At 50.3% G+C, this 16,698-nt stretch carries 17 protein-coding genes; 8 read left to right on the forward strand and 9 right to left on the reverse strand.

The annotated features are described in order from the left end of the window. Positions 1-28: 28 nt before the first annotated feature. Positions 29-721 carry a GntR family transcriptional regulator gene (locus ACLO87_RS10990; RefSeq protein WP_430223679.1) on the forward strand — a complete coding sequence of 231 codons (693 nt, stop codon included), beginning with the start codon at positions 29-31 and terminating at the stop codon, positions 719-721. 65 nt (positions 722-786) lie between these two features. Here ACLO87_RS10990 and ACLO87_RS10995 read toward each other — a convergent pair whose 3' ends face one another. Genes ACLO87_RS10995 through ACLO87_RS11015 form a run of 5 tightly spaced genes read right to left on the reverse strand, consistent with a single transcriptional unit; the run spans position 787 to position 5,355 of the window. Beyond that, a complete protein-coding gene (locus tag ACLO87_RS10995; RefSeq protein WP_430223680.1) occupies positions 787-1,497 on the reverse strand; it encodes an ABC transporter ATP-binding protein in 711 nt (236 codons plus the stop codon). 3 nt (positions 1,498-1,500) lie between these two features. Further along, a complete protein-coding gene (locus ACLO87_RS11000; protein ID WP_135865532.1) occupies positions 1,501-2,247 on the reverse strand; it encodes an ABC transporter ATP-binding protein in 747 nt (248 codons plus the stop codon). After that, on the reverse strand, positions 2,244-3,269 hold the full coding sequence (locus ACLO87_RS11005) for a branched-chain amino acid ABC transporter permease (RefSeq protein WP_430223681.1): 1,026 nt from the start codon (positions 3,267-3,269) through the stop codon (positions 2,244-2,246). The genes ACLO87_RS11000 and ACLO87_RS11005 overlap by 4 nt, the downstream gene beginning before the upstream one ends. Before the next feature lie 11 nt (positions 3,270-3,280). Then, entirely contained in the window at positions 3,281-4,198 is a 918-nt protein-coding gene (locus ACLO87_RS11010; protein WP_135865530.1) for a branched-chain amino acid ABC transporter permease, read from the reverse strand. After that, positions 4,198-5,355, reverse strand: a complete 1,158-nt coding sequence (locus ACLO87_RS11015) for an ABC transporter substrate-binding protein (RefSeq protein WP_430223682.1) — start codon at positions 5,353-5,355, stop codon at positions 4,198-4,200. Before ACLO87_RS11015 ends, ACLO87_RS11010 begins: the two co-directional genes overlap by 1 nt. Positions 5,356-5,511: 156 nt before the next feature. Here ACLO87_RS11015 and ACLO87_RS11020 point away from each other — a divergent pair, with 156 nt between their 5' ends. The 3 genes from ACLO87_RS11020 to ACLO87_RS11030 are packed head-to-tail and all read left to right on the forward strand — an operon-like array spanning position 5,512 to position 7,749. Further along, positions 5,512-5,958 carry a hypothetical protein gene (locus ACLO87_RS11020; protein WP_135865528.1) on the forward strand — a complete coding sequence of 149 codons (447 nt, stop codon included), beginning with the start codon at positions 5,512-5,514 and terminating at the stop codon, positions 5,956-5,958. Then, the gene (locus ACLO87_RS11025; RefSeq protein ID WP_135865526.1) at positions 5,955-6,566 is read left to right on the forward strand and encodes a TetR/AcrR family transcriptional regulator; all 612 of its coding nucleotides are present in this window, start codon (positions 5,955-5,957) and stop codon (positions 6,564-6,566) included. The genes ACLO87_RS11020 and ACLO87_RS11025 overlap by 4 nt, the downstream gene beginning before the upstream one ends. A 10-nt stretch (positions 6,567-6,576) precedes the next feature. After that, positions 6,577-7,749 carry an MFS transporter gene (locus ACLO87_RS11030; protein WP_430223683.1) on the forward strand — a complete coding sequence of 391 codons (1,173 nt, stop codon included), beginning with the start codon at positions 6,577-6,579 and terminating at the stop codon, positions 7,747-7,749. On the opposite strand, the gene soxR is transcribed toward ACLO87_RS11030, so the two are convergent. After that, the gene (soxR, locus tag ACLO87_RS11035) at positions 7,714-8,244 is read right to left on the reverse strand and encodes a redox-sensitive transcriptional activator SoxR (protein ID WP_430223684.1); all 531 of its coding nucleotides are present in this window, start codon (positions 8,242-8,244) and stop codon (positions 7,714-7,716) included. The two genes, ACLO87_RS11030 and soxR, sit on opposite strands and share 36 nt — an antisense overlap. A 96-nt stretch (positions 8,245-8,340) precedes the next feature. Here soxR and ACLO87_RS11040 point away from each other — a divergent pair, with 96 nt between their 5' ends. From ACLO87_RS11040 to ACLO87_RS11055, 4 genes are all read left to right on the forward strand, one after another. Then, entirely contained in the window at positions 8,341-9,441 is a 1,101-nt protein-coding gene (locus tag ACLO87_RS11040; protein ID WP_430223685.1) for an efflux RND transporter periplasmic adaptor subunit, read from the forward strand. After that, the gene (locus ACLO87_RS11045; RefSeq protein WP_430223686.1) at positions 9,438-12,533 is read left to right on the forward strand and encodes a MexW/MexI family multidrug efflux RND transporter permease subunit; all 3,096 of its coding nucleotides are present in this window, start codon (positions 9,438-9,440) and stop codon (positions 12,531-12,533) included. Before ACLO87_RS11040 ends, ACLO87_RS11045 begins: the two co-directional genes overlap by 4 nt. Further along, positions 12,530-13,927 carry an efflux transporter outer membrane subunit gene (locus tag ACLO87_RS11050; RefSeq protein ID WP_430223687.1) on the forward strand — a complete coding sequence of 466 codons (1,398 nt, stop codon included), beginning with the start codon at positions 12,530-12,532 and terminating at the stop codon, positions 13,925-13,927. The genes ACLO87_RS11045 and ACLO87_RS11050 overlap by 4 nt, the downstream gene beginning before the upstream one ends. An 88-nt stretch (positions 13,928-14,015) precedes the next feature. Next, entirely contained in the window at positions 14,016-15,107 is a 1,092-nt protein-coding gene (locus tag ACLO87_RS11055) for an AI-2E family transporter (RefSeq protein ID WP_430223688.1), read from the forward strand. 69 nt (positions 15,108-15,176) lie between these two features. On the opposite strand, the gene ACLO87_RS11060 is transcribed toward ACLO87_RS11055, so the two are convergent. From ACLO87_RS11060 to ACLO87_RS11070, 3 genes are all read right to left on the reverse strand, one after another. Further along, positions 15,177-15,887 carry a class I SAM-dependent methyltransferase gene (locus ACLO87_RS11060; protein WP_168246929.1) on the reverse strand — a complete coding sequence of 237 codons (711 nt, stop codon included), beginning with the start codon at positions 15,885-15,887 and terminating at the stop codon, positions 15,177-15,179. A gap of 174 nt (positions 15,888-16,061) precedes the next feature. After that, entirely contained in the window at positions 16,062-16,376 is a 315-nt protein-coding gene (locus ACLO87_RS11065) for a DMT family transporter (protein ID WP_135867181.1), read from the reverse strand. 1 nt (position 16,377) lies between these two features. Next, the gene (locus ACLO87_RS11070) at positions 16,378-16,689 is read right to left on the reverse strand and encodes a DMT family transporter (protein ID WP_135867183.1); all 312 of its coding nucleotides are present in this window, start codon (positions 16,687-16,689) and stop codon (positions 16,378-16,380) included. Positions 16,690-16,698: the final 9 nt, after the last annotated feature.

Genomic DNA, 16,698 nt, shown 5'->3' on the forward strand with positions numbered 1-16,698 from the left:
ACAATTAAGCCCTATGGCTATTTGATACATGACTGCGCCAGCCGCCTCCCCCATGACCGACTCACACGATCTATCGGACGATCGCACCTCTAGATCCGAACTGGCTTACCAAAAAATCCTAGACGGTATACGCGAAGGCGCTCTCAAACCGGGTCATCGCATTACCGAGGTAGAAATTGCCACATGGCTCAAAATGAGTCGCACACCAGTACGCGAGGCGCTGCGACGCTTGGAAACCGCTGGCTTACTCACTAGCGCACCGTATAGCGGCATGCAAATCACGCGTTTAGGCTACCAGGAAGTCATGGAGCTTTACGATATGCGTGTGGTGCTGGAAAGCACAGCGGCAGGTCTGGCCGCTAAACACGCAAGCGACGCCGAGATCTATTCGTTAAACGAGATCATGAAACGCTACGAAGCGGCCACCACTCCCGCAGAACAAGCGCGCCATAATCGCATTTTCCACCATGCTCTGGCTTACGCTGCACACAATCGCTATCTGCTTAAATCATTGAACTCTATTCGTGATTCCATGATTTTGCTTGGCAAGACCACATTCGAAGTCCAAGGCCGCGCCCAACAAGTCATACAAGAGCACCGTAACATCATCAACGCCATTATTGCTCGTGATAGCCAAGCCGCTAGCGATGCCGCAGCCCTGCATATTCGTGAGGCCCAAAAAGCACGCATTGCATTGCTAGGTGAAGAGATTGACGAATAAATGCGGTACGCCACACACAAAAAAGCCTGAACTTAGTTCAGGCTTTTTTATTCACTACCAGAGCACTACACGCCCAGATATTGCTCCACCATCACTCTATCATCTTGTAAGGCTTGACTGCTTCCCGACCACACCACGTGCCCTTTTTCTAGCACCACATGCTGGTTAGCTAGCTCTAACAACGGTTTTAGATTCTTATCCACGATAATCATCGTCAACCCAGTCTGCTTTAGCTCGCCCAAAACCCGCCAAATCTCAGCGCGCACTAAGGGCGCCAGGCCCTCTGTGGCCTCATCCAAGATTAACAGTTTGGGGTTGGTCATCAACGCCCGGCCAATTGCCAACATTTGCTGCTCGCCACCAGATAACTGGTTACCCATGTTGTTGCGACGCTCTTCCAATCGTGGGAAAAACTCGTAGATACGTTTCAAATCAAATGCTGGCTTTGCGCCATGCCTATTCGCCGCCGTAGCCACTAAATTTTCTTCTACATTCAAGGTAGGAAAAATCTGCCTGCCTTCGGGTACGTATCCCACACCTAGCCGCGCCACCTCAAAAGCAGCTAAGTTCTGAGTGCGCTTTCCTAAAATGCTAATAGAGCCTTGTCGTAACGGCAGTAAACCCATGATGCACTTCAGCAGTGTACTTTTACCCATGCCATTACGGCCTAACAAGGTAAGCACTTCGCCTTCTTGCAATGCAAGACTCACACCGTGCAACACATGGCTACTGCCGTAGCTGGCTTGCGCATCGTCCACCTTCAACAAAGTCGCCATGCCTTATTCCTCGTCACCCAAATACGCACGGCTCACTGCGTCGTTCTGGCGTATAGCTTGTGGGCTATCGCACGCAATAATGCGGCCATACACTAAGACGGAAATACGATCAGCCAACTGGAATACTGCTTCCATATCGTGCTCTACCATTAAGATACTGTACTGGCCTTTAAGCTCTTGCAGCAAGGCAATCATTTGCTGAGATTCTGAACGACTCATCCCTGCCAACGGCTCATCTAATAGCAACAGCGTAGGTTTCATTGCCAACGCCATGGCGAGTTCTAACTGCCTATGTTCGCCGTGCGCCAACGCCATCACATCATCGTGCGCGCGCTGGGAAAGCCCTACTTGCTGCAACGCGGTCATAGCTTCATCGCTAACCGCTTGGTTTTGTCTTACCGGCTTAAACACCTGCCACGCAGACCCCGTGCGCGCCAGAATCATCATCATGACGTTTTCCAGCACACTAAAGCCTTTGAGCAACTGTGTAATTTGGTACGATCGCGCAATACCTTGCAAGGAACGTTGATGCACCGCTAACGAGGTAATGTCATTGCCCTGAAACTGTATAGTGCCTGCATCTGGTCTCAGCTCACCGACTAGCAAACCCATTAAGGTAGTTTTACCTGCACCATTAGGGCCTATCAATGCATGGTACTCGCCGGTTTTAATCTCTAACGACACATCGTCAGTAGCCACTAAGCCACCAAAGCGTTTTTGCAACCCCTGCACGGTAAGTAGAGAACTCATGACTTTACCCCCTTAGAGGACAGCCCTATTAACGCTCCCCACAACCCTTTACGAGAGAACAATGCAATCAGGAAGATAAACAAGCCTATCCATGCCATCCAGTGCTGCGTCATGCCCGATAAGGCCTCTTCCAACAACAAGAACACGGCCGTACCTAATAAAGGCCCCATGACAGTACCCATGCCGCCCAACACAATCATCAGCACAGAGTCACCAGAGGCTTGCCACGACAAGTACGAAGGGGATGAAAACAACGTCAAATTAGCCAGTAATACACCGGCTATCGCACAAATCACAGCCGATGCCACATACGCGGATAACTGATAACGCAAACGAGGAAACCCAGCCGCTACCATTCGTTGCTCATTGGACTGAAAGCCTCGTAATACATACCCAAAACGGCTGTGCACAACACGCCAAATCAAGAACATCACGATCAGCAATACCGCGACAGTGACGTAATACAGTGCCACCCTATTATTCAGGTCAGGCAAAAAGGCGAACTGACTACGTTGCGCTATCAGTAAGCCATCATCACCGCCATATTGCTTCAGGCTGACAAACAGAAAATAGAACATTTGCCCAAACGCTAGGGTAATCATAATGAACCCTATACCGCGCGTGCGTAAAGACACCAGCCCCGTTATCGCTGAGACTCCCATAGTGATAAGCACCGCCAATCCCAACTGCGTCCAACCATCTTGCAAACCATGGAAACTGCTGATGCCCACCACATAAGCACCTATGCCCACAAACATAGCGTGCCCCATGCTCACCAGCCCACCAAAACCTAAAATCAGGTTCAGACCACTGGCCACAATCGCAAAAATCACAATGCGCGTAGCCAAGGTCAGATAAAAGCTCTGCCCCAACCACTGCGATACCATCGGCACAATCAACAACAGTGCAATCAGCAACAGCGCAGCGATGGTGCGCACAGATCGCCACTGAATGGATTCAGGCAAAAAACCAAAGAGAGTACTGCCAACGCAGCACGGCTTGTCTCGCGAAGGTGATGTCATGATAGATATCCTTAACGCTTGACCGGAAATAGCCCATGCGGTTTAAACGCGAGCACAATAGCCATAAACAAATAAATCAGCATAGACGCTAACGCCGGCCCTGCCGCATCAGCCACACTACGCTCTAAGAATCCACGCAGGATTTGAGCCATATACGCGCGCCCCATCGTATCCACAATGCCTATAATCAACGCCGCATAAAATGCACCGCGTATGGAGCCTATACCGCCAATCACAATGACCACCAAGGCCAAAATCAGCACGTTATCGCCCATACCAGACTGCACAGACACAATAGGCCCCACCAACCATCCAGCTAGCGCGGCAAGCCCTGCTCCCACACTGAACAATAAGGTATTCAGGAGTTTGGCATTCACACCTAACGCCGACACGATATCCACATGCGTAGAGCTAGCGCGCACCAACATACCTACCTTGGTACGGTGTATTAACCAATAAATCAGCACGGCTACCGCCAGCCCCATCGCAATAATTAACAAGCGATAGATGGGGTAGAACATGCCAAAAATACTGACAGCACCATTGGCCCACTCTGGCACGCTAGCAAAAAAGGGCTGAGCGCCCCAAATCATGCGGGCTGTTTCATTGAAAAATAAGATTAGGCCCAGTGTGGCCAACACTTGATCCAAGTGTTCTCGCGCATACAAGCGTCGCAATGCAACAAACTCTAGCGCCATGGCCAACAACATGGTTCCCCCTACTCCTGCCAACCCTGCCAACACGAATGAGTCCGTGTGTGCAAACGTGGTGGCCGAAAAGTAGGCGCCCATCATGTAGAAAGACCCATGGCTGAGGTTCACGAAATTCATGATCCCCAACACTAGGGTCAAACCAGCGGCAAAAAGAAACAGCAGCATGCCCAACTGTACGCCGTTGAGCAGCTGCGAAAAAAAGAGATTCCAAAACATCACTGCATCGGGCACGCCTGGTAATAACTATCCTTGGCATCCGTCAAGGTTTTGGCCACTGTCTTCAAGGTGGTATCACCATCTTGATTCACTACCTCAAAGACATAGAAATCTTGTATGGGGTAGTTGTTGGTGTTGAAGCGGAAGTTACCGCGCACTGACTCAAATTCAGCCGCTTTGATAGCCGCTTGCAGAGCTTCAGTATTTTCTACATTGCCTTCTACTTGTGTCAGCGCAGAATCTAGCAATCTAGCGGCATCGTAAGATTGTGCAGCGTACTCAGAAGGAATACGCCCGTACTTCTCGGTAAAGTCTTGTACAAACTGGTGGTTAGCCGCGTTATCCAAGTCTGGGCCCCAATCAGATGCACTGAGTACACCTACAGCCGAACTTTTAAGCGCAGGCAATGTTGTGCCATCAACTGTAGAAACGCTCATCAATGGGATGCGCCCCATTAAACCCGACTGCTGGTAGGCTCGCACAAAACTGACGCCCAAACCACCGGGATAAAACACGTACACGGCATCAGGCTGTTCAGCCATAATGCGAGAGATTTCAGTAGAGAAATCCAACTGATTCAACGGTGTGTAGATTTCGTCTTGCAGCTCAGTGGCGTAGGCCACTTTGAAGCCACGTACAAAGTCTTTACCCGCTTGATAGTTTGGTGCCAGCGTAATCACGCGTTCGTAGCCTTGGTTCTTGGCATACACACCCATGGTTTCAGCAAACTGATCATTTTGTTTACTCATGACAAATACATGAGGATCACATTGCTCACCGGCCAATGGTGCTGGGCCAGCACTAGCACTCATCACGATGACATTGGCATCTGCGAATTTCTTTGCTACCGCCATCATGATGTTGGTGAATGAAAACCCTGTCACGATGGCTACTTTTTCTTTTTCGATGAGCTCATCAGCGATTTGGTTAGCGACTTCAGGTTTCAGCTGTGTATCACGCTTGATGACCTCAACCGGCACACCACCTAGCTTGCCGCCATTTTGCTCTACCAGCATCATGAAAGCATCAAGTTTGTCTTGCCCAAGCGCTGCTTGAGGGCCCGACAATTCACTCATAAAACCGATTTTGACAGCCTCTTCAGCTTGCACGCCTGAGCAGGCCATCATCAAACCGATCATCAGTGAAACTGTTCTCATTTTCATCATTATTCCTTTTTAGGCATATCCCAGCATTATAAGCAGTCTTTAGAGACAAGAATGATACTCATTAAGAATTTTTCGAATTCACCACAACTCTTGCGCTACCGACTGATAGTCATTACCATTCTCAACTATACCGCACAGGAGTTTATTATGCTTAAAACTGATCTATCCCACTGGCCCTTAATCATCACGGTAGCAACCGGCCCCGCCACCGTAGAAGAGTATGATGAGCACTTCGCACAATGGGCTGAATGGCTGCAACAAGATGAACACTTTGCCACCTTACGTATTTTTATGGATGACGATTCACTTGTGCACCCACCAGGCTCTGCCCAGCAATCTAAACAGTGGTTACAACAATGGGGAGCCGGTATCCGTGAGAAAGTGATGGGCATGGCAAGTGTCGTACCTGAAGCGCTTTACCCCAAGCAGAGTAAAATGAATGCCGAAAAGCTGTTTGGCGTACCTGCTCAAACCTTTGCCGACATTCACTCCTCACTCGCTTGGCTAGAACAGCACGTGTTTAAGCAACCACTGCCCAAAGCAGATTCGCTGGAGCACACGCTAACAGCCCTGCAAACTGCAATGCGTTCATGAATCTACCTTCTACCCCACCATCACGCCCCAGACGCCGCGCCCCCAAAGAGCGCCGCCTGGAGCTGATGAATGCGGCCCAATCTTTATTCTTGGAAAAAGGCATACAACACACCAGTGTGGATGACATTGTTGCCGCTGCCGATGTAGCCAAAGGGACCTTCTACGTCCATTTCGGCTCTAAAGATATTCTGCTCATGGCGCTACAACAGCGCTTTATTGATGATTTCTGTCAGCGTACCCATCACGCGCTACAACAACCGTACGCCAATTGGGAGCAACGCCTGTTGCATTGGTTTGACGCAGCACTTGGCTGCTTAATTCACCAAGAACTGCTGCACGACATGCTGTTTCATGACATACACCCAGCCAGCCGCTCTTTAATGCAGAACAACCCAGTTGTTGATCAATTGCGGCAGCTCATACTCGATGGACACGCCACTGCCGTATGGCACTGCGACCATCCGCAAGAAATGGCCATCATGATGTTTCAAAGCATGCATGGCTTAGCCGATATGCTGATTTCCAACAAAACACCTCAACAACACTCTGCGCTCGCACATCTACTGGCCAGCTCTTTTTCCGCTGCGCTTACCCTCAATATTTCGTGATGCCCGCTTCATGAGCTCTACACCCACATCCTCATCCGCATTCAATTTCAAACCCCTGCTGATTTCTAACATGGTGTGCAGTATGACCATGATGGCTTTCATTGCCGTATTAGGTCCTATTGCCAGCGTAGTTGGCTTAGCCCCCTGGCAAGCCGGCACCATCGCTACCGCTGGTGGAGTACTCTGGATGGCCACCGCTCGCCTCTGGGGACAACGCAGTGATCACCACGGTAGACGAACCGTACTGCTACAAGGGGTAAATGGCTTCTTGCTCAGCAACTTAGCCATGTGCGCACTACTGATTCTGTCGCTGCAATTTATGCCATCCAGCGTGCTCATTTTCTTGGGTATGTTGCTCGCCCGCAGTGTGACGGGTGCGTTTTATGCCACCATTCCTACCGTAGGCCAAGCATTGGTCGCTGATAATGTGCAACCCGCCCAACGCACAGCCACATTGGCAGCTTTAGGTGCTGCCAATGCTGCAGGTTTAGTGCTGGGTCCTGCACTAGCCGCCAGCCTTACCCATCACAGCCTAGCTGCCCCGTTGTACTTGATTGCCGTTCTGCCTGTGGTTGCCAGCTTTATGCTCTGGCGTTATCTACCAAAGCAAGCAGCACAAGCCCATGCCAGCCGTGCCGCTGTTGCTTTACACGACCCTCGATTGCGCGGACCCATGACGGTGGCTTTTGTGGCCATGCTATGTGTGGCCATTGCACAAATCACTATTGGCTTTTTTGCGATAGACCAATTAAGGCTGAACCCTACTGAAGCGGCACAAGCTGCCGGTACATCGCTCACACTGGTAGGCATTGGTCTGATCTTGACCCAAATTGCCGTGCGTCAATTAAACTGGCCACCCAAGAAACTCATCCGCACAGGCGCTGTTATTGGGATGCTAGGCTTTGCCTCAGCCGCCATTTCACTTTCCACTGGGATGCTAGCCACCAGTTTCTTGGTGGTTTCCGTAGGCACTGGCTGCATTTTCCCGGCTTTTGCGGCGTTAGCCTCTAATGCCGTAGACCCCCATGAACAAGGTGCTGCTGCTGGCTCTATTGGCGCCGCCCAAGGTTTTGGCATGGTAGTAGGCCCGATTGCCGGTACACTGCTGTACAGCTTGAGTCCCAGTGTGCCCTACTTTTTTGCAGCCTTACTGCTGGGCGTGATCGCCATCTCCCGCATTTAAGCACTCGCGCGGCTTTTCTATTACCGGGCGTTCCAAAATATGAGCGCCCGGACCCAACTGACCTAACTCATCATAAGGGTTACGCAAGGGACAGCTTTCTAGCGACAAACACCCGCAACCAATACAGCTATCTAGCTCATCACGTAAACGGGTCAAGCGTGCAATACGCTCATCCAACCCCTCTCGCCACTGCCCAGACAACTGATGCCATTCCTCGGCTTTCATTTTGCTGCCATGCGGAAAACGCCCAAACGCTTGTGTGATTTCCTCTAACGACAGGCCCGCTCGTTGTGCCACCTTGATAATCGCCACATAACGCAACGTGACCGCGGGAAAGCGTCGGTGATTATTCGCACCACGCTCGCTGTGTATTAGCCCCTTACTCTCATAAAAGTGTATGGCCGAGACGGCAACACCACTACGATTAGCCACTTCACCCACCGTTAGAAAACGCTCACTAATCTGTTGTATTTCCTGTTTTTTTGCGGTTTTCATTGCTTGACCTCAAGTTAACTTGAGGTCTTATAGTAACTCCAACTAAAACCTAGAGACAAGGCTACATGCGCTTGTTACCTTTTATTGGAGTACAGAATGTCCAAGAAAGTAGTTTTCCCCTTTGCTGGCATCGCCGTGCTAGCTATAGGCGTACTTGGCTATTATTATTTTCCCGGCGCCTCGTCTGAAGGCGGCTATCAATACCCCCCTACTCCAGTTGCAGTGGCCTCTGTCACGATCAAACCTGCGTATGTAGACATTGTGAGCACCGGAGAGCTTGAGGCAGCACAACAGGTCACCCTGACTGCAGAAACCGAAGGCCGTATCACTAAACTGCTACTGGAGTCAGGCAGTACCGTCAAAGCCGACCAACCCCTAGTGCAGTTGAACGATGCTAGCGAGCAAGCTGAGCGCCAACGCCTACAGGCGCAACTCACTCAGGCTAGACAACACTATCAACGTACCCGCACCCTGAATCGCCAAGGCGTTGCCACTGCCGAACAGTTGGAACAAGCCCAAGCTGCCTTAGATATGAGCACAGGCGAATTACGCTTAGTGGAATCACAAATTGCCAAGAAGCAGATCAAAGCGCCGTTTTCTGGCGTAGTCGGTGTACGCCAAGTGCATCCCGGTCAATACCTGCACACCGGCGATAGCATTGTTTCCCTTGTAAATAACGACACCGTCTATGTGAATTTTCAGGTGGATGAAAAAAGCGCGGCTCATTTAGAGCTAGGCCAAAACTTAACGGTGCGCAGCGACGCTCACCCTAATCAAGATTTCGATGCCATCATCACCGCGATTGATCCCTTAACCAACCGCTCACGCAATGTGTCTGTACAGGCCAAATTAGCCACTGCCGATGCACCGGCACGTGCGGGCAGCTCGGCCACTATTCAAATACGCATTCCACAAGACGGCAGTAGCTACTGGGTGCCTGAAACCGCCATCAACTACGCCAGCTACGGCAATACGCTGTTCACCATACAAACAGCCGAGTCTGGTAACACCTTAGCCAAACGCACCTCTGTAGACGTAGGTAGGCGCGAGCATGGTTTAGCTGAAATTCTGCAAGGCCTGCAACCTGAAGACCAAGTGGTGGTATCTGGCCAAATTAAACTGCAAGACCAAGCCCCTGTTCAGATTAAAGAACACAACACCTTGGCGCTCTCGGATGACAAAGGGCTAGCACCATGACCTTTACCGATCTCTTTATTCGCCGCCCAGTGTTGGCGGTGGTTGTCAGTGCGCTGATTTGCTTACTGGGTTTGCAAGCGCTGGGCAAACTTCCCATACGCCAATACCCATTGTTAGAAAATGCTTCTATCACGGTGACTACCCAATACCCTGGCGCGCCCTCTGACGTAGTGCAGGGCTATATTACGCAGCCCATCACGCAAGCTGTCTCATCCGTAGAAGGCATTGATTATGTGCAATCATCATCCGTACAAGGTCAAAGCCGCGTCACTATTCGCTTGAACTTAAACCATGACTCCAACAAAGCCCTGACTGAGGTCATGGCGCGTGTGAGTCAGATCCGCTATAAGCTACCCGAACAAGCCTATGACCCGGTTATTGAACGCTCTTCTGGTGACTCTACGGCTGTCGCCTATGTGGGTTTTTCCAGTGCAGCGCTTCCTATTCCCGAACTCACTGACTATTTATCTAGGGTAGTAGAACCGCTATTTTCCACCATTGATGGCGTATCTAACGTACAAGTCTATGGCGGCCAAACTTTGGCGATGCGCTTATGGCTAGATACAAAAAAACTCGCTACTCGCGACCTTACCGCCAATGATGTGGCCCAAGCGGTACGCAACAACCATTACATTGCTGCCCCCGGACAAGTTAAGGGGCGCTATGTGCTCTCTAACATTCAGGTAAACACCGACATAGGTAGCGTATCGGAGTTTCAAGACCTTGTGATCCGACACGACGACGACGGCCCTGTACGCATACGCGATGTGGGTACAGTAGAGCTCGCTGCCAACGCCACAGACAGCAGCGGCTTAATGAACAACAAACCTGCCGTGTATCTAGGTTTGTTTTCCACCCCTACCGGCAACCCGTTGGTGATTGTAGATGGCATACGTCAGCTACTACCTACCATCCGCAGCACCTTGCCACCTGGCGTAGAGGTAGAGCTGGCCTTTGAAACCGCCCGCTTTATTCAAGCCTCTATTGATGAGGTGATGAGCACCCTACTAGAAGCCATGCTCATTGTGATTGGCGTGATTTACCTGTGCTTGGGTTCGCTACGTACAGTACTGGTACCACTTGCTACTATCCCTCTCTCTATATTGGGTGCCGCATCCATCATGCTGGCATTTGGCTTCAGCATTAACTTGCTCACCTTGCTTGCCATTGTGCTTGCCGTAGGGCTGGTCGTGGATGACGCCATTGTGGTGGTAGAAAACGTACACCGCCATATTCTAGAAGGCAAATCCCCTGTGGTGGCCGCCTTACTCGGCACACGCGAAGTAGCTGGGCCCGTGATCGCCATGACCTTAACACTGGCGGCAGTGTACGCCCCCATTGGCTTAATGGATGGATTAACTGGTGCGCTCTTCCGTGAGTTCGCTCTAACCTTAGCCGGCGCTGTATTAGTCTCTGGTGTAGTGGCCTTAACGCTGTCGCCCGTCATGAGCTCGTACCTTCTAAACCGTCAACAACAAGAAGGCAAACTCGCGCAGCTAGCCGAACACTTCTTTACTTCGCTGGGCAGACGCTATCACAACATTTTGGAAGGCTTGCTACGCCATCACAAGAAGGTACTGGCCTTTGCTGTGCTGATCTTCATCAGCCTGCCATTTCTCTACAACATGCCACAGCGTGAACTGGCACCGCCTGAGGATCAAGCTCACCTGTTAAGTGCCGTGAAATCCCCGCAATACAGCAACCTAAACTATGCCGAACACTTCTCGCGCCAATTAACCGAAGTATTCGACACCATTCCTGAAGGTAGAGGCTCATGGATCATCAATGGCACCGATGGCCCAGCTGCAAGTTTTGGTGGCTTAGAGCTAAGCTCTTGGGGCGATAGGGAACGCACTGCCGCTGAAATTCAGCAAGAGCTACAAGGCAAAGTTAGCGACGTAGAAGGTAGCAGCATCTTCATCTTCCAACTCCCTGCCCTGCCCGGCTCTACTGGCGGCTTGCCGGTACAAATGGTACTGAAAAGCACTGTAGATTACCCACAACTGTTTGAAGCCATGGACCAAATCAAGGCACAAGCATGGAAAAGCGGTTTGTTTGTCGTCGTAGACAGCGATCTGGACTACAACAACCCCGTTACCCGCTTGCGCATAGACCGTGCCAAAGCCAACAGCTTGGGTATTAGCATGCAAAAAATTGGTGAGTCGTTAGCCTTACTGATGGGCGAAGATTACATCAGTCGCTTCACCATGCAAGGCCGTGCTTACGACATCATCCCGCAAGGCAATCATGCAGAGCGCTTAAGCCCCGACAGTTTAAAACTGCACCGTATACGCACAGCAGACGGCGACACCATCCCTCTGTCTACCATTGTGACGTTGGAGTCTGGCGTTACCGCAAACTCGCTAACTCAGTTCGATCAGCAAAACGCCGCCACCTTCCAAGCAATTTTGGCACCAGGCGTAGCCATGGGGGACGCCGTCGCATTCTTGGAAGAAAGCCTGGCCGCATTGCCTGCTGAATTCAGCCATGACTGGTTAGCCGACTCTAGGCAGTTCAAACAAGAAGGCAACACCTTAGTGTTTGCATTCATGGGGGCGCTGATTGTTATCTACCTAGTGCTGGCCGCTCAATACGGCAGCTTTGTAGACCCCTTGATCATTTTAGTTACTGTTCCCTTGTCGTTATGTGGTGCGCTACTACCACTAGCCCTAGGGTTAGGCTCACTGAACATCTACACGCAGATTGGTCTGGTCACCTTAATAGGCCTGATCAGTAAACACGGGATTCTGATGGTGGAGTTCGCAAACGAACTACAACACAAATCACAACTGGATAAACGCCACGCTATTTTGCGTGCCGCTGAAATCCGCCTGCGCCCTGTGCTCATGACCACCGTGGCGATGGTGTTTGGCCTATTACCGTTGCTGTTTGCTAGTGGTGCGGGTGCCAACAGCCGCTTTGGTCTAGGAGCAGTACTGATCACAGGCATGGCGCTAGGTACGTTATTTACCTTGTTTATCCTGCCCTCTCTCTACTTGCTGATGGCTAAGGATCACACCCAAAAAAGTCTGACTACCCGACAACAGCAACTGGAGCAGTTTGATCTAGAAGAAGGACCAGCCCAATCATGATTATGCGTACACCTTTTCTACTTTCGCTGATTGCAAGCAGCCTTGTGGTGGCAGGCTGCGCCGTGGGCCCAGATTATGAGCGCCCCGTTACCCACCAGTTGTCAGAAACAGCACTGCCTTATCAAGACTTTTCTGCCGTGCTTCCTAGCACCCATTGGTGGAGCTGGTTCAACGACCCGCAATTAGACAGTCTCATACAGCAAGCGCTACTCTCTAATCACGACATACTCAAAGCCGAAGCCAGACTGCGCAAGGCTAGAGCCTTGCTAGATCAGCAAGACAGCGAACGCTGGCCACAAATTACTGGCAGTGCCAGCCAAACACGACAAAGTCAGCAGGTCAGCATAGACCCCAACCGACGTGAAGTAGGCGAACCGCGTCAGGTAGGCATGCAAGTACAATGGGAAATAGACCTATTTGGTAGGCTACAGCGCCTAAGCGAGGCCGCTGCCGCTGATGCTGAAGCCTCCAGTGCTGACGTGACACAAATGCAGCAGCTTATTGCCGCCACGGTGGCCGATGCGTATTTCTCGTACCGTCACCTGCAAAGACAGGTAGCACTGAAAGAACAGCAAATACAAAGCTGGACAGCTACCGTCAAACAATTGCAAGCCGAACACCGCGCTGGCTCTGGTCTACCGGAGGACAGCGAAGACGCCCAGGCCCGTTTGCAACATCAGTACCAAGAGTATGAAGCCCTAACGCTGGATGCGCAGCAACAACTACTCACGCTCAAAACATTACTGGGATTAGCACCTGATGAGAACCTACCTTTGCAACCCGAGCAAGGTTCTACCCCCGAGGTCAAATCGTTGCCGCTTGCGCAAGTAAACGAATGGATTCAACAGCGCCCCGATGTACGCCGCGCTGAAGCCCAACTGCAAGCTTCTACTGCCCACATCGGCGCTGCCACAGCAAACCTGTATCCTCGCCTTAGTATCAGTAGCTTTTTAGGCTTCTTCTCACTGGGCACTCAGGGCCTGAACTCTGCTACACAAGCGTATTCGGCTCAAGGGCTGCTGCAATGGCCGGCGGTAAATCTGTCCTCTGCACGAGCACAATTACGTGCTGCTGAGGCGGATGGCGACTATGCATTGGTAAGTTACCATCAGCAAATACTCACGGCCCAGCAAGAAGTGCAAAGTGCCATCCTAAATATCACTGAGCACCAAAAGCAACTACAGCGACTGCTACAAGCCAGCATGCACATACAGCGTGCCGCCGACATTGCTCAAAAACGGCACACCGCGGGTGCTGGTAGTTACCTTTACGTTTTGGAAACTCAACGTACACTGTACGACATAGAGCAGCAACTACGACAAGAGGAGTTCACGGCCCAGCGCTATGTAGTCCAACTCTATAAAACCCTGGGCTGGTGGGGAAAAGATGACTGATATCTAATTACAGATAATTCAAGCGCAGACACCAGGATTCAGGTTATCGTTAGCACACTTCACGGATTTCTTATTGCGTATTGCTTCCATGAAAATTGAAACGGCTCTTTATTTCCGCAGCTTCCTGGTGCTGCTTGCTTTCGTCAGCCTAACCTTTGTTTGGCTACTATTGCCGTTCTACGGAGCGGTGTTTTGGGGCGTAGTCTTAGCAATTATTTTTGCTCCTCTACAACGCCGTATTTTGACGGCAATGAATGGTAGAAAAACACTGGCTGCATTAACAGCCTTAGTGATCATCATTTTGATCGTCATTATCCCCGTCATTTTGGTAGCTGGTGCGCTGATCCAAGAAATGGTCTCGCTCTACAAAATGATGGAAGGCGGTCAACTCAACCTCGGTAACTACCTAGATCAAATCCTGCGTGTGATGCCTCAAAGCGTACATGATGTTGCTAACCGTCTCTTAGGTGGTGATATAGACAGCATGCGCGAGCGCTTTTCTGAATTTGCCATTAGTTCTGGTCAGTTTTTAACTAGACAAGCACTCAGTATAGGTTCCAACACTTTCCAATTTTTGGTGAGTCTTGGGATTATGTTGTACATGCTATTTTTCTTGCTGCGTGACGGTGCCATGCTTGGCCGCCATTGCCGCAACCTGATCCCTCTAAGCGAAGAACAAAAAAGCCACCTACTGCGTAAACTAACCATTGTGGTGCGTGCCACCATTAAGGGTAACCTTGCCGTGGCTGCTACTCAGGGGGCATTAGGTGGGCTGATCTTCTTCATCCTCGGTATTCAAGCATCCCTATTTTGGGGTGTATTGATGGCCGTGCTATCCCTACTGCCTGCCGTAGGCGCTTCCCTAATCTGGGGTCCTGTGGCCATCTACTTCTTTGCCACCGGTCAGGTATTTGAAGGTACGGTTCTGACAGCATTTGGCTTATTTGTCATCGGCTTGGTAGATAACGTTCTGCGCCCACTTTTGGTTGGCAAAGACACGAAAATTCCTGACTACATCATCTTGATTTCTACGCTAGGCGGCTTGTCACTCTTTGGCCTCAATGGCTTTGTGATTGGTCCGCTGATCGCCGCACTTTTTATTGCCTGCTGGGATCTATTCCCCGCAGCCATAGAACAGCGCAACCGCAGCCTAGAAGAAGAACGCAATCAGTCCCATTGATGCACACAACCTTAGTACGAAAAAACGGCAGGCGATTCGCCTGCCGTTTTTTTAACGCTACCACTCTACTTATTGGTGCACTACTTGTCGACCATAACGTAGGAAGCGCCCAGAAAACCCCTTAGCATTATGCTCGCTAGGATCTTCTTTAAGTTCTGTATTTTCCAACAACTCAAAGCCATGCTCTTGCAACGCTTTACCAAAGCGCCCGGCATAACCACGGTTGGGATCTACCAACCAAAACTCAGCATTAGGCTCGCTGTGCTGGTCAATAAATGCTGCCAAATCACCAGGCATATCTGGCTCATACAGCACATCGCTCGCCATAATCAAATCAAAGCGGCTTTCTAACACCTCTAGCCCTAAGATTTTGGCTTGCTGATTATAGTTTTTGCCCCAACGCCCATACTTGTAGCGCATGGGCAAAAGCTTATTTAAATGTACATTACGACGTAAAAACTCACTGCTTAACGGGTGCGTATCACTCGCTGTGATTTGCAGCCCGCGCTGGTGTGCCACCAAACTGGCTAACCCCAAGCCACAACCAATTTCGAGTATTCGTAGTTTTTTATCTAAAGGACGTGTAGCAACTTTGTTGGCCAGATGGATACTGGAAGGCCAAAGCTGACCAAATAACGGCCATGTAGCCGACGAAACACCCAAACGTGCCGCCATCCCTTTGTAATCATGAAACTGCTGAGTGTCGGCCAAAGTGCGCAATCGCATATTACCTGCTTCACGCACTTCCACAGTTTGTATACGTGTTTCATACGCATGCATACCATTCTCCCTAAAACCCATAACACTCTATAGCATGGACTATTACGAAGAATAAAGCAAATTTCGCCGATTTTAGTGCAATTTAGGCAAAAATAAAAGAAAAATAAAAACTTTTAGAAACAATTAACCAAACAACCAGTAGGGATATACCCTTCCCTTCTATGAGGCAGCCAATCAGCCCAACATTTTCAACGCCACTATAGAGGCAATGATCAACAGTAAGTAGAAAAACTTGCGTACACCACCTTTATCGCCCCATAACACAATACCGGACACCACCGTACCTATCACTCCTATTCCTGTGTAAGCGGTATACGCAATAGACACATCAATGCTACGCATGGAAAGGTACAAAAAGTACAACGAGCTAGATAAGCCTAAGCCATACACTACCGCCCCACGTCTATAGCGCTTACTCGCAATATCACGAATACCGGCCACCACAAAAATCTCTAACAAGCCTGCCAGAACCAGAAATAGCCAATTCATCCTATACCTCGTTCTGCTTTAACTTGATCACCGAAAACAAAATCACGGCAATGGCCAGCACAGCCGCCCATTTAAGCTCTTTGCCGAAATACAGCACATCCAACATATAGGTGCCTACTGTGCCAAAGGTGACAAACACCACATACGCGAACGCTGCCCCCATCCGCTGAGCAGCCAACACCATGAACACAAAACTACCCACAATACATAGAACGGTTGCCACCCACTCTGTAGGACTTTCTGCATACTTCAGCCCTGCTGCCCACAAGACCTCCAGCGCACTGGATATCACTAAAAAAACCCAACTCAACATGAAAACTAC

Origin of the sequence: Paenalcaligenes sp. Me52 (assembly GCF_050487965.1) — a bacterium.
Lineage (GTDB): Bacteria > Pseudomonadota > Gammaproteobacteria > Burkholderiales > Burkholderiaceae_B > Paenalcaligenes.